At 58.6% G+C, this 13,536-nt stretch carries 12 protein-coding genes; 9 read left to right on the top strand and 3 right to left on the bottom strand.

Features of this window, described 5'->3' with window-relative positions:
* Positions 1–267: 267 nt before the first annotated feature.
* Complete coding sequence (locus E8K88_RS12890; RefSeq protein WP_136407087.1) at positions 268–666, bottom strand: heme-binding protein; 399 nt, start codon at positions 664–666, stop codon at positions 268–270.
* A gap of 436 nt (positions 667–1,102) precedes the next feature.
* Between E8K88_RS12890 and E8K88_RS12885 the strand changes: the two genes are divergently transcribed.
* The 6 genes from E8K88_RS12885 to E8K88_RS12860 all read left to right on the top strand — a co-directional run bounded on the left by E8K88_RS12885 (position 1,103) and on the right by E8K88_RS12860 (position 6,785).
* Positions 1,103–1,900: a DUF2242 domain-containing protein gene (locus tag E8K88_RS12885; RefSeq protein WP_168797326.1), complete on the top strand. Its 798-nt coding sequence runs from the start codon at positions 1,103–1,105 to the stop codon at positions 1,898–1,900.
* A gap of 470 nt (positions 1,901–2,370) precedes the next feature.
* Entirely contained in the window at positions 2,371–3,906 is a 1,536-nt protein-coding gene (gene trpE, locus E8K88_RS12880) for an anthranilate synthase component I (RefSeq protein WP_136407085.1), read from the top strand.
* The gene (locus tag E8K88_RS12875) at positions 3,903–4,262 is read left to right on the top strand and encodes a chorismate mutase (RefSeq protein WP_136407084.1); all 360 of its coding nucleotides are present in this window, start codon (positions 3,903–3,905) and stop codon (positions 4,260–4,262) included. The genes trpE and E8K88_RS12875 overlap by 4 nt, the downstream gene beginning before the upstream one ends.
* 96 nt (positions 4,263–4,358) lie before the next feature.
* Complete coding sequence (locus tag E8K88_RS12870; RefSeq protein WP_136407083.1) at positions 4,359–4,895, top strand: hypothetical protein; 537 nt, start codon at positions 4,359–4,361, stop codon at positions 4,893–4,895.
* A 286-nt stretch (positions 4,896–5,181) separates the two neighbouring features.
* A complete protein-coding gene (locus tag E8K88_RS12865; protein WP_136407082.1) occupies positions 5,182–5,649 on the top strand; it encodes a MarR family winged helix-turn-helix transcriptional regulator in 468 nt (155 codons plus the stop codon).
* Positions 5,646–6,785, top strand: coding sequence for an FUSC family protein (locus E8K88_RS12860; protein ID WP_136407081.1), 1,140 nt, complete (start codon positions 5,646–5,648; stop codon positions 6,783–6,785). Before E8K88_RS12865 ends, E8K88_RS12860 begins: the two co-directional genes overlap by 4 nt.
* A 252-nt stretch (positions 6,786–7,037) precedes the next feature.
* Here E8K88_RS12860 and E8K88_RS12855 read toward each other — a convergent pair whose 3' ends face one another.
* Both E8K88_RS12855 and E8K88_RS12850 read right to left on the bottom strand, forming a co-directional pair.
* Complete coding sequence (locus E8K88_RS12855; protein ID WP_136407080.1) at positions 7,038–7,991, bottom strand: homoserine kinase; 954 nt, start codon at positions 7,989–7,991, stop codon at positions 7,038–7,040.
* Positions 7,992–8,149: 158 nt separating this feature from the next.
* Positions 8,150–8,641 carry a YraN family protein gene (locus tag E8K88_RS12850; protein ID WP_338092877.1) on the bottom strand — a complete coding sequence of 164 codons (492 nt, stop codon included), beginning with the start codon at positions 8,639–8,641 and terminating at the stop codon, positions 8,150–8,152.
* On the opposite strand from E8K88_RS12850, the gene rsmI reads away from it, so the two are divergent.
* The 3 genes from rsmI (at position 8,642) to E8K88_RS12835 (ending at position 13,459) form a co-directional block, all read left to right on the top strand.
* Complete coding sequence (gene rsmI, locus E8K88_RS12845; RefSeq protein WP_136407079.1) at positions 8,642–9,610, top strand: 16S rRNA (cytidine(1402)-2'-O)-methyltransferase; 969 nt, start codon at positions 8,642–8,644, stop codon at positions 9,608–9,610. It begins immediately after the preceding gene.
* Between the two features lie 604 nt (positions 9,611–10,214).
* Entirely contained in the window at positions 10,215–12,068 is a 1,854-nt protein-coding gene (locus tag E8K88_RS12840) for an ABC transporter ATP-binding protein (protein WP_136407078.1), read from the top strand.
* 284 nt (positions 12,069–12,352) lie between these two features.
* Positions 12,353–13,459, top strand: coding sequence for an ABC transporter substrate-binding protein (locus E8K88_RS12835; protein ID WP_240754524.1), 1,107 nt, complete (start codon positions 12,353–12,355; stop codon positions 13,457–13,459).
* Positions 13,460–13,536: the final 77 nt, after the last annotated feature.

Raw genomic sequence — 13,536 nt, 5'->3', positions numbered from 1 at the left:
ACGCTGGACGGCCAAGCGTAAAACGGCCTTGACTCTGGAGATTCTGCAAGAAAAGACAACAGGGCACCTCGCGTAATCCATCCCATTACACACAACTCACAATCGGCACTAATAGCCCTCTTAATAGTGTAAAAAAATACCCCCCGCTCAAAAAACGGGGGGTATCAGCAGTTTGAACCGTCTAGTCAGTCGGTTTTAATGCGCGCGCCCACACAGCGCAGAGCCACATTCAGCAGTCCAGGTGTTGGGCGCGACATGCCACGCTGATTACAGCGCAGCAATACCTGCTTTGGCCACTTGCGCGTCTTGGTCGGACTTGACGCCCGAGACACCCACTGCGCCAACCACGTTGCCATCGACCACGATTGGCACGCCACCTTCGAGGAAGCCATAAGCAGGCGCAGTCAAAAATGCCGTGCGGCCATTGTTGATCATGTCTTCATAGCCTTTGGTCTCACGGCGGCCAATGGCGGAAGAGCGGGCTTTCTCAACCGAGATCAGCGCGCCCATAGGAGCACAGCCATCCAAACGACGCAGTGCCAGCAGATGGCCGCCATCATCAACGATGGCAACCGTCACCGCCCAGCTATTGGCGCTGGCCTCAGCAACGGCAGCGTCCAAGATACGGTCAACATCAGCGGCTTCAAGAAAGGATTTGGTTTTCACGGCAGAGGACTCCTGTGTGTAAATGGAAGGCACGGGCCAATGCATGGTGCAAACACACCATGACCGCCCAAGAGTATACGAACTGGGGCAAACCCCATTCAACCACGATCATACTGGCAAGTATGGCCATGGATTGCGGCTATATCTGTCAAAGCAGCTTTGCAGCGGCACGCCGCCGCGGCCTGCCCTGCTGGCACATGGGACACACACCCAAACACAATTTCGCAGCTCGGTTGCCAGCATTGATACCTGGCTTAAGCTACGATTGAACCTATTGGCTGGCGTACAACCTGCCCACAGGCAGCGCCAGCGCTATTGAGCGCAAGCACTTAACAAGTGTGTTGAGAAAGCTTTGCCAACTTGCTTTGCTGCGTTATGCGTCACTCCGATTACACTGCTTTACATGCTTTTTCTCCGCTTTCATGCCATCGCCGCAATGGTTTGCACAGTTGCACTGACTGGTTGCGCACTGCCAGGAAAATCCAAGACCGCCTCGCCCAGTACGGTGGCAGAAGCCGCCTTCAGCGAGGCTGATACATTCTCTCGCACTTATGGCAATAGCCCTGAGCACAGCTGTGAAGCCGCGCGCCGCGCACTATTGAGTCAGGCTTATCTGATGACCGATATGGCGCCGACGCGGATGTCAGCGCGCAAGAATTTCCAGCAAAATCGCGAACAGCACTATGAAGTGGAGTTCCACATCACCTGTGTCGCCAACCCAGGCCAGTCCAGCACCTTGTTTGTCAGTGCGGTGCAGCAAATTTATGGTCTGCGCAAAACCAGTTCATCTGCTTCTGTCGGCGTCGGAATTTTAGGTTCACTCTCAGTGCCGGTGATGTCAGAGGATGAATCCATGATCAAGGTCGGCAGCGTCACGCTGACCAAGCCTGATTTGTACCAACGCTTTTTTGATCTGGTTGAGAACCACCTTGTCGCAATGCGCACCCCCCCAGAAGCGGCACCCGCAGAACCGCACATGTCGCAGGCTCCTGCCCAAGCGCCTGCTATCGACGCCCCGGCAGCCCCCGCGCCCATGCCCTTTACCGTGCCTGGCCCAAACAGCAGCGCGCCAGCCACGCCTGAACAAGCACCCGCCATCGTGCCGTCCGTGCCTTCATTGATCGTGGATCCGCTCAATCCCGGCGCGCCCGCGCTGCCAAGCGGCTTGTCCTCAGACAAAGAAGATCCCCCTCCCGCTGTACTCAAACACACGACAGAATGGACCCGGTCATAGAACCTGTTGATCATCTTCATGCAATCGCGTAAGGCACAACCAAGAGGCAACGCAGCCGTGCGCTTTTTTTGTGTCTTGCCTGTGGGATTCCAACGCGGTCTGTGTCGCGATGATGCACAGGCGCTTTGGCGCAACCAGGCCAATTTCAGGCTTCATGCCTATCGCCACCACGCTCTTTGCTACACTAACGGCCATGATGTTCTTGAGACCACCACGCGTTTTGTGCGCAGGCTGCAACGGCCAAGGAGCTTGGCCCTGGCGTAAGCCTGCCTAAAAGCCCCCACTCTTGCGCCCGCGTCTGCGCGCTGTAGAGCCCAATATGCCAGTGGCCTCGCCCTCGCATCGTGTGCTGTATGACAAAACGCCGCGCCTCGGCCATGCCCAAGCGCCTCACTTATGCGGCATGGCCATTCAAGATTCATCCGCAACGCGGCCATTGAGCCGCCTTGCCAAGCCAAAGAGTAACAAACGTGATCAGTGAACTCGAATTCAAAAGCCTCGCGCGCGAAGGCTACAACCGGATTCCCTTGATGGCCGAGGCTTTTGCCGACCTCGAAACGCCGCTCTCGCTCTACCTCAAACTCGCCAACGTCCAGGACGGCGGCAAAAACAGCTTTCTGCTGGAATCAGTGGTCGGCGGCGAGCGCTTTGGCCGCTACAGCTTCATTGGCCTGCCGGCCCGTACCTTGCTGCGCACCAGCGGCTTTGGCGCCGCAGTCATAACCGAAGTCGTGACAGACGGTCAGGTTGTTGAGACCTCGACCATCAATCCGCTAGACTTTATTGCGCAGTACCAGCAGCGCTTTAAAGTCGCACTGCGCCCAGGCATGCCACGCTTTGCCGGTGGCCTGGCCGGCTATTTTGGCTACGATGCCGTGCGTTATATTGAGCGTAAGCTGGAAAACAGCTGTCCGCCAGACGATGTCGGCATGCCCGACATCTTGCTGCTGCAAACCGAAGAGGTCGCCGTGATCGACAACCTCTCGGGTCGCCTGTACTTGCTGGTGTATGCCGACCCAGCGCAGCCTGAAGCCTATAGCCGAGCCAAGCGCCGTTTGCGCGAATTGCGCGAGCGCCTGAACACCAACGTACAGGCTCCCGCCATTGGTGCCAGCGAAAGCCATGAACCGGTGCGCCATTTCGCCAAGGCCGACTACCTGCAAGCTGTCGAGCGGGCCAAAGAGATGATTGCTGCGGGTGAGTTCATGCAGATTCAAGTCGGCCAGCGCATTGAGCGCCCATTCACGCAAAGCCCGCTGTCGCTGTACCGCGCGCTACGCTCGCTCAACCCTAGCCCATACATGTACTACTACAACTTCACGGGCGCTGATGCCAAACCGGGCGAAGCCGGCAGTGACTTGTTTGTAGTCGGCGCCAGTCCAGAGATTTTGGTCAGGCAAGAGGCCACCGACGCAGGGCAGAAAATCACCATCCGTCCGCTCGCTGGCACGCGTCCGCGCGGCGCAACGCCTGAGCTGGACAAAGCCACCGAGCAAGAGCTGGTGGCCGACCCGAAAGAGCGCGCCGAGCATGTGATGCTGATTGACCTGGCACGCAATGACATTGGCCGCATTGCCCAGATGGGCAGCGTTGAAGTGACCGAAGCCTTTGCGGTGGAGCGTTACAGCCATGTGATGCACATTGTCAGCAACGTCGAAGGCACACTCAAGCCCGGCTTCGGTGCGATGGACGTGCTCAAGGCCTGCTTTCCTGCGGGCACCTTGTCGGGTGCGCCCAAAGTCCATGCCATGGAGCTGATTGACCAGCTCGAGCCGGTCAAGCGCGGCTTGTACGGCGGCGCGTGCGGCTATATCAGCTACGCAGGCGATATGGATGTAGCCATTGCGATTCGCACCGGGGTCATCAAAAACCAGACCTTGTATGTGCAGGCCGCAGCTGGCGTTGTCGCTGACTCGGTGCCTGAGATGGAATGGCGCGAAACAGAACACAAAGCGCGCGCGCTCCTGCGCGCAGCAGAATTGGTTGAAGAAGGATTTGATTCATGAACAGCACTGCCACCCCTGATACTGTGACCGAGCCGCAACTGGCGATTGACAAGACCGTGCATTGCAAAGACATGGCAGAAGTGCGCAAGCACGTTGATGCGCTTGACGACATCCTGGTGCCACTGCTGGTCGAGCGTGGCGGCTATATGACGCAAGCGGCCCGCATCAAACCCACGCAAGGCCATGTGCGCGATGAAGACCGCATTGAGTTCATCGTCGCCCGTGTGCGTGCCCGCGCTGCGCAAGAAGGTGGCCAGCCCGATGTAATTGAGGCCATTTACCGCAGCATGATGGAAGCCTATATCGCCTACGAGCACAAAGAGTTTGACCGGCTCAGAGACGCCAGCACCGATTAACCAGCACCCAGAAGCAGCGCCTTGCGTAGTCCGCGGCTGATCAGGCTGTAGGCATGCGGCGCTTCATTGATTCAGCCACTCACCGGAGACTTTGCCATGCCAGACCACCCGCCTTTCTCTGCCACGCCCGGCGTTTTGTCGCGTCGCCAAACCGTGCTGGCCTTGAGCGCTGCAGCGCTAGCGCCTTTGTTGCTCAGTGCTTGCCAATCCAAATCCGAACCCGATGCGAATCAAAGCACGCCACAAGCGGCAGCCAAACCCGATCCATTGGCGATCGATTGGGAGGCCTTGAACCAGGCGGTTGGCCAGTACCCGGCCAACTCGCCATTTCTGGCTCAACCAGCGATTGTTGAGCGCCTGACCAAGCTGCTGGGCCAGGCCAACTACGCGCAAGCGCAGTTGAACTTGCAAGTGGCCAGTCCGCTGTCGGTCGAAGGCAGCGTGTTCTATATCACCGGCAACCGTGCACATGAAGGCGGCATCAATGCAGTGGCGATTGGCCTTGATGAAGCCAGCAACACCATCCGCGTCTGGCTGCTGCAAAACAGCCAGGCCCATGTCTTTGCTGAGCCGGGCGCGAACTTCGCCTGGCCGCGTGATGTGCAAACCATGATTGGCAACTCCCAGTCCTGAATGGATCACCGGGCCGGCTGCAGCTTGAATGGGCACCGCCACACACTGACAGCACAACAGGCATCTGTGCTGTCTCTATGAGCCTGCTCACCCTCTCCGCATGGTCGCATAAAGCACAAAAAGAGGCGACGCAGCAATGCGCTGTTTTGTGCCTTGCAGCTTTTTTAGGCTTCAACGCGGCTGCGCGGAGATGCGGAGCAGGCACTAAGTAAGCCACATAAGCGAGTAAAGAATTAGTCCAAAGATATAATTTCAATTCAAACTATTTTGATAGAAATTATTCCTTATGGCACACACCTCCGAACCCAACTCCGCCAAACGCCAAATTGGCTTTCAGCTTGTGGGTGCTGGCAGGCGCTGGCGTCAAACGCTGGATGCACGCCTGGCCCAGCAGGGCCTCAGCGATGCGGTCTGGACCTCGCTGATCCATTTGCACCGCCTGGGCGATGGCATCTCGCAAAGCGAATTGGCCGCCTCTGTCGGCATCGAAGGCTCCAGTCTGGTGCGCTTACTCGACACGCTGGTGGCACAGGAGCTGGTAGAGCGCCATCCGCATGCAACTGATCGCCGCATCAAGCAGCTGTATTTAACCGAGGCAGGCCGCAGCACCGTAGACAAGATTCGCCTGCATTTGGAGCGGATTGAAAACGCCTTGTTGGCCGATCTGGATGAGCAAGAGGCTGCGGCGCTGCTGCGCGGCCTGGAAAAAATCAACCAGAGGATCCAAGGAACCAACACGCAGGCAGCCGAATGACACACACCAAACCCTCCTCTACAGGCCTGCACCACAGCTTGCTGCAGCTTGGCTCGCCTGCCCGATTCAGAGAAAGCCTGGTATTGCAGCGCCCTGCCAGTTTGCGCGCCGCCTGGGCGGTTGGTTTGCAAGCCGCCGCCGCCGTCATCGCAGCTGCGGTGCTGCTGCACCTCTCGCCTTGGCACCAATGGGCAGCACATGGTGGTTTGGGTGCGCTGGCTGCTCTCTATGGGCGCTTTAGCCCGGCGCCGCAGCGCCGCATGATCGTCCTGCATGCCGGCGCGTTGCTCGTAGCCAGTGTGTTGAGTGTGTCGCTGCTCAGCCTTCTGGCCAACACCATGATGCAAATGCTGTTGCTGTTTGCGCTGGTCGCTGGCGTGATTGCCGCCTGGAGCCACCACGCGCAGCTGGGTCTGCCTGGTGTGGTGATTTTTATTTTTGCTGGCAGCGCCACCCTGACCCCGGCAGCCAGCGGCCAGGAAGTGGCAGCCCGCAGCCTGGCCACCGCAATTGGCGTGGCCATGGCCTTGCTGATGGGCTTGCTCACCGAGCGCCTGCGTTTGTCAGATGGCCCACACAAAACCGTCGCCATCCCCACCCCTGCGCACACAGCCGCTGACTCCAGCAGCAGCCACTTCTGGCACAAGCATCCGCTGCTGCGTGTCGGCCTGAGTGTGGCGTTGTGCTCGCTTGTGGCAACGCAGGTTGCGCACGCTTTCGGTCTGGCGCACCCAGCCTGGGCAGCCATTGGTGCGGTAGCAGTGGTGCAAGGCAGCCATTTGCACATTGCCATGCACCGCGCCTGGCAGCGCACGCTTGGCACGATCGTTGGCGCTGGCATCGCCTGGCTGGTGTTATCCCAGCACCCCAGCTTCTACCAAATACTGTTGGCTGTTGCCGTATTACAGGTGATCACTGAAGTGGTGATAGGCTACAACTATGCACTGGGGCAAATGGCCATCACCCCGATGGCCCTGCTGATGACTGCCCTGGCGGCACACAGCGATGCGCTGGAGATCGCAACTGCCCGCATCTACGACACCGCCTTGGGTGCCGTGGTCGGGATTGTGTTGGCGCTGCTGCTCTCCACCTTGCAAGAGCGGCAGTCGCTGGCAAAGCACCATCATCAGCGTTAAAAACCGTTTGCTCGCTTAAACGGGTGCCAATTGAGAGCCAAGAGCCGCGACCGGCTGGATACGCAGTCCGGCCGGGTTAGAGCCTCCACCTCTTCTGCCCATTTTTTAATCAGCGCTACACCCCCATAGGGAGCGAGGGGTTATCGGCACAAGTTATCCACAGAGTTGTGAACGAAAAATGTGGATGGCTACAGCGGTGCTGGCCATCGCTGACAGGGGGTAGCAGCGCAGGCGTCAACGCCCATGTCTGCTTCAAGCCAGCACGAGAGGCGAGGCAATACGCGCTTTGAGCACACGCTCAAAATGGGCCGGGTCGTGCGGCACCAACATGCTGGCCTGGCGTGGCAAGTAGTAATCCCACAGGCGTGAAATCCAAAAGCGCAGCGCTGCTGCGCGCACCAGATCAGCCATCAGGCTGCGCTCATTGGCCGTGAGCGGGCGCACGGATTGGTAAGCATCCAATAGCGCCTGCAGGCGTGGCTGGTCCAACTCGCCGGTGGCCAAATCAATACACCAGTCATTGAGCACCACGCACAAATCAAACAACCAGGTATCAACGCCCGCAAAGTAAAAGTCGAAAATGCCGCTCAAGCGCTCGCCAACAAACATCGCGTTGTCGCGGAACAGGTCGGCATGTACTGGCCCTTTGGGCAATTGCGAATAGGCCGCGCGTTGCGCGACCTCGTTTTGATGCTGCAACTCACTTTGCAGCAAGGCCTGCAAGTGCTCGGGGATGTAATTGAGCACCAGCGGCACAGTCTCGTTCCACCAAGACAGGCCACGCAGATTCGGTTGTTGCAACTCAAAATCTTGCGCGGCCATGTGCATTCGGGCTAGCGTCTCACCCAGTGCCGCGCAATGTGCCACCTGCGGCTGCAGCTGGCTGCTGCCGTCAAGGCGCTGCACCACCGCTGCTGGTTTGCCGTTCAGCATGAACAGCAACTGCCCGGCCAGGTCTTGCTGGGGCGCGGGCACTGCAATGCCTTTTTGTGCCAAATGCCGTGTCAACTGCAAATAAAACGGCAGCTGCTCCATCGTCAGGCGCTCAAACAAGGTCAGCACGAACTCGCCTTGGCTGCTACTCACAAAATAATTGGTATTCTCAATACCGCCTTGTATACCTTGCAAGGCCGTCACCGTGCCCAGTTGCAATTGGTCAATCAAGGCCTGCGCCTCTTGAATAGTAACTTCTGTGTATACAGCCATAGTGGAGCGTGCCAAATGCACCAAATGAGATCGAGCAAAACGCGCACTATACGCGTAGATGGGCGCCTTTTGGGACTTCAGGCCTCTACTTAAGGCCATTTTCACCCTCTGCCAACACGTCTGGGCCAAGCGGGAACAGCTTGCGCAGCGCGATGGGATTAGCTGGCGTCAAATGCGGCCTTGAACCACTGCAGCCCGTCGCTGATGGCTGCAGAAGATGTGGCCGCCATAGGTGGCACTGGCAGGCCTTGCAATACCACCACATCAAATCGGCATGGCGGCCAAGCCCCGCCCAGGCTGAGCAGGTAGTGCTGCGCGGCCAGCACTACCTTGGCTTGCTTGCGTTGGTCAATGCTGGCTGCTGCGCCACCAAAATCGGCCCGCTGGCGCAGCCGTACTTCAACAAACACCATGGTGCCATCGCGCTCCTGCATGACCAGGTCAATCTCACCGCCGCCGCGTCCCGGACTGCGGTAATTGCGCGCCAGCAAACGCAAGCCCTGCTGTTGCAGAAACGCACAGGCCAGCGCCTCGGCCTGTTCACCACGCTGTTTAGTGCCAGCCTGGCGCCTGGATGCGACAATGGACTGGTCTGCCGCAGGCTTGATGCCTGTGGCCACTTGTTTCAGCATTGTTTTGAGAAACCGCACGTGACTTCCTCCTTCACATTGGCTTTGCAAGCCGCGCACCAGGCCGCCGCATCACAGCATTATCCGCAAGCAGCGCTGTACATGGTCGCTACCCCTATCGGCAACCTGGCCGACATCAGCCTGCGCGCCTTGCATGTGCTGCAAATGGCCGATGCAGTGGCCTGCGAAGACACACGCCACACCCGCCAGTTGCTGCAGGCCTATGGCATCGACAAGCCGTCCAATGCCTTGATCGCCGCGCACCAGCACAATGAGCGCGGCGCGGCTGAGCTCATCGTGCAACGCCTGGCCCAAGGCCAGCGCATTGCCTATGTCAGCGATGCTGGGACACCAGGCATCAGCGACCCAGGTGCGATTCTGGCCGAGGTGGTGGCCCAAGCTGGCTACCGCATCCTGCCACTGCCTGGTGCCAGCAGCGTCACAGCCGCCTTGAGCGCCGCTGGCCTGACCGGCCCGAATGCACACGGTTATGTGTTTGCGGGCTTTTTGCCAGCCAAAGGCAAAGTCCGCCAGGATGCGGTCGCGCAATTGGCGGCCGAGCCACGCGCGGTGGTCCTGCTTGAGTCCCCGCACCGCATTCTGGATCTGGCCCAGGCACTGAGTGTGCTGCAGCAGCGCCCCATCACGCTGGCGCGTGAAATCACCAAACAGTTTGAGCAAATCCACACGCTGCCCGCACAGGCCGCGCCCACTTGGCTGAGTGAAGAGGCCGTGCGCCAAAAAGGCGAGTTTGTCGTCATCGTCCACCCGCAAGCAGCGGCCGAAGGACAAGACAGTATTCCAGCAGAAGCGCGCCAGTTGCTCGAGCTGCTGCTAACCGAGTCGATGCCGGTCAAAAGCGCGGTGCGTGTGGCCGCCGCCTACACCCAGGTGCCACGCAATGCCTTGTATGAAGCGGCATTGGCCTTGCAGCAAGCGCGCAATCGCGATGACTTGACTGGCGATGACTTGACTGGCGAAGACGCGTAAAACGAACCGAGTCGGGCTTCAGCCACTGCTCCAAGAATCTGCTTGAATCTTTTTACAGTCGCGCAAGGCACAAAAAGCGGCAGTGCGCGCGACTGCGGCTTTGCCGCGCACCAGGCCCGTTTGGGCTCCAACGCGGTCTGCAAAAAGATCGCAAAAGCGCTCTAATGCATTGCCCTGACAACTCTGTGATGTTGGCAAACAAACGACACCAGCAACAAGGACTTCTGTAATCCCCCCCGCACGTTCTGGCGCATCAACCGATAATGGTGCTTGTTTTGCCCAGTCTGACAGTCGCTAGCCGTGACTGCTTAGTACCTGTTTACGATCTTTTCGCAGTCGCGCAAGGCACAAAAAAGAGGCAGTGCAAGGCGCCTGTTGCAGCGCATACGTCTGTATGAGCAAAACAGGCAACGCCGCGATGCCTTTTTTGTGCCTTGCCCTTGGGATCGGAGTCCAAAAGGCACGCTGTTTTGCTAAAAATCCTCGCCGGGCAGATAGCCCGACTGTGGTTTTGCCGCGCACCGTATCCTTTGGGACTCCAACGCGGTCTGCGAAAAGATCGTAAACAGGTTCTTAGTTGGGCGTTTTACTTAGAGGCATCACCGTGCTGCGCTGGTTTGAACGACGTCTGCCCCCCTTCCCCCCACAAGAGCCGCAGCTCCCACCCAAAGGGCTGTTTTCGTTTATCTGGGCCACAACGCGTGGCGCACGCGGCTATGTGGCCTTGTTCGCGCTGCTCAGCGCCGCTGTGTCGATTTACGAGGCGTGGCTATTTGCATTTTTAGGCCAGGTCGTTGATTTACTCAGTACCTGGCAGGCCAATAGCGCCATCTCCGCGCACGAACAACGTGTGCTGTGGGGCATTGGCATTGTGATGGTGCTCAGCATTGCCTTGGTCGCCTTGCGCACGATGGTGCAGCACCAGACCCTGGCGATCAATTTCCCGCTGCGTTTGCGCTGGAACTTCCACCGTCTGATGCTGGGTCAGAGCATGGCCTTTTTTGCCGACGAATTTGCCGGCCGGGTCACGACCAAGGTCATGCAAACCGCGCTGGCCGTGCGCGAAGTCTTGATGACGTTTGCCGAGATCGTGCTGGGCATAGGTGTGTACTTCATCACCATCATGGCCTTGGCCGCCAGTTTTGATCTGCGGCTGATGCTGCCATTTGTTGGCTGGATCGTGCTGTATGGCTCGGCCATGGCCTATTTCGTGCCGCGCTTAGGCCGGGTTGGCAAGGAGCAAGCGCATGCACGCTCGTCCATGACTGGACGCGTCACCGATGCCTACACCAACATCACCACCGTCAAGCTGTTTGCCCATACCAAACGCGAAGCGCAGTTTGCCCGCGCCGCAATGGAAGACTTCAAGATCACCGGCTACCGCCAGATGCGCCTGATCAGCCAGTTTGAAGTTGTCAACCAGGCGCTGGTGGTGGGCCTGATTCTGTCAGCCGGTGGCTGGAGCCTGGCGCTGTGGCATGGCGGTGAGGTCGGCACTGGCGCAGTCGCGGCCATCATCGCAATGGCCTTGCGAGTCAACGGCATGTCACACTGGATCATGTGGCAAATGGCGATGTTATTCGAAAACATTGGCACCGTGCAAGATGGCATTGCGACGCTGACCAAGAGCGCGCAAGTGGTGGATGCACCCGATGCCAAGGCCTTGCAAGTCACACGCGGTGAAATCGAGTTCGACCATGTCGGCTTCAATTACAACAAGGAAAAAGCCGTTTTGGATGCGCTGACTTTGACGGTCAAGCCCGGCGAGAAAATTGGCCTGGTAGGTCGCTCAGGCGCGGGCAAATCGACCTTGGTCAACCTGCTGCTGCGTTTCTACGATGTCGACAGCGGCGCGATCCGCATCGATGGCCAGGACCTGCGCTCGGTCACCCAAGACAGCTTGCGCCAAGCGATTGGGATGGTTACCCAAGACACCTCCTTGCTGCACCGCTCGATCCGCGACAACATCGCCTACGGCAGGCCCGATGCCAGCGATGCCGAAGTGCAGCTGGCCGCCGAGCGCGGGCAGGCGGCCGATTTCATCAACGAGCTGACTGACCCAGAAGGCCGCAGCGGCTATGACACCATGGTTGGTGAGCGTGGCGTCAAACTGTCTGGCGGCCAGCGCCAGCGCATTGCGATTGCCCGCGTCATGTTGAAAAACGCGCCCATCCTGCTGCTTGACGAAGCCACCAGCGCGCTGGACTCAGAAGTAGAAATCGCGATTCAAGACAGCCTCAACGCGATGATGGAAGGCAAAACCGTCATCGCCATTGCCCACCGCCTGTCGACGATTGCGGCCATGGACCGTTTGGTGGTAATGGACAAAGGCCAAATCATCGAGCAGGGCAGCCACCAGCAATTGCTGGAGAAAAATGGCGTTTACACGCGCCTGTGGCACCACCAAAGCGGGGGGTTCCTGGGGCAGGAAGACAACTTCGACACCCGCCAGGCTTAGCAGCTCAATCTGTGCTGTCACGAGCATCCCCTTGCCACGCCACAGCACAACAATTTTTCCTGCACCAAGGGAAAATAAGTCCGCCACCAACGCGCATGCCTTTGTCATCATGTCTGACCCGCGCACTTGCACTCTGGCATGCGCGCAACCGGCTTGCAGCAGCCCGACAATGCCCTGGCACTGACCAGGCCGTGGAACTGCCCTGCCGCGATCCCACAATTATGGAGACAAAGATGACTACCAGCCCATGGAAAATCGCCAGCTGCGCAGCAGCCGTTGCCTGCATGCTCGTTACTGCTGCACAGGCGGCCGACATCAAAATCGGTTCGGCCCAAGCCCTCACTGGTGGCGCAGCCCAATACGGTATCTCGATTCGCAATGCCCAGCAACTGGCCGTTGAGCAAATCAATGCCGCTGGCGGCATCAACGGCAACCAGTTGGTGCTGGTGGTAGAAGATGAGCAAGGCAAAAAAGAAGAAGCCATCAACGTCTTCAAAAAGCTGATTTTTCAGGACCGCGTGCTGATGGTGTTTGGCCCTACCCTGTCGAACTCAGCGCAAGCCGCCTTCCCGATTGCCAACGCAGCCAAAATGCCGGTGTTCGGCACCTCCACCACGGCTGATGGCCTGACAACGATTGGCGACTACGTTTTCCGCAACGCCGTGACCGAAGCCGACGTGCTGCCTGTGACCGTCAAAGCGGCAGTCAAAGCCGCTGGTGTGGAAAAGGTTGCGGTGCTTTACGGCAATGACGACGTGTTCACCAAAAGCGGCTACGACAACTTCAAGAAGACGCTGGATGACCAGAACATCACTGTCACCACAACCGAAACCTTTGCCAAAGGGGACCTGGACTTCAAAGCACAGCTGACCAAAATCAAAGCCAGCAACCCCGACGCCATCGTTTTATCCGCCTTGATGGCCGAAGGCGGCCCAGTGATGGTGCAAGCTCGCCAAATTGGCCTGAATGTGCCCATCATCGGTGGCAACGGCATGAATTCGGTCAAGGTGTTTGATTTGGCCGAAGGCGCCAGCGACAACCTGTGGGTTGGTAGCCCATGGTCTGCCGACAACCAAAGCCCAGAGAACGTCCAATTCATTGCCGCTTACACTGACAAATACAACATGGCGCCCGACCAGTTCGCCGCGCAGGCGTATGACGGTATCTTCATCGTCGCTGAAGCCCTCAAGAACGTACCGCTGACTGGCAAGGTCGAGGCAGATCGCACCGCTTTGCGTGACGCACTGGCCAATGTGCAGCACACTGGTGCAACCGGCGAATTCAGCTTCCGCCGTGTCAACGACAAATCTGGCAAGCCTGCCGGCTTCGATGCCAACCAGCAGCCCATTGTCAGCGTGACACGCGACGGCCGCTACACGATCGCGAACTAAAGCGTCTACACCCGCCTATACAGGCCAAGAGTTTGGGGCTCCTGCTCTTGGCTTGCTCTAGCACCGCCTAGCCACCT

It is taken from the genome of Lampropedia aestuarii, from assembly GCF_004803635.1.
Taxonomy (GTDB): domain Bacteria; phylum Pseudomonadota; class Gammaproteobacteria; order Burkholderiales; family Burkholderiaceae_C; genus Lampropedia; species Lampropedia aestuarii.
This window is presented reverse-complemented; position numbering and strand designations above follow the sequence as displayed.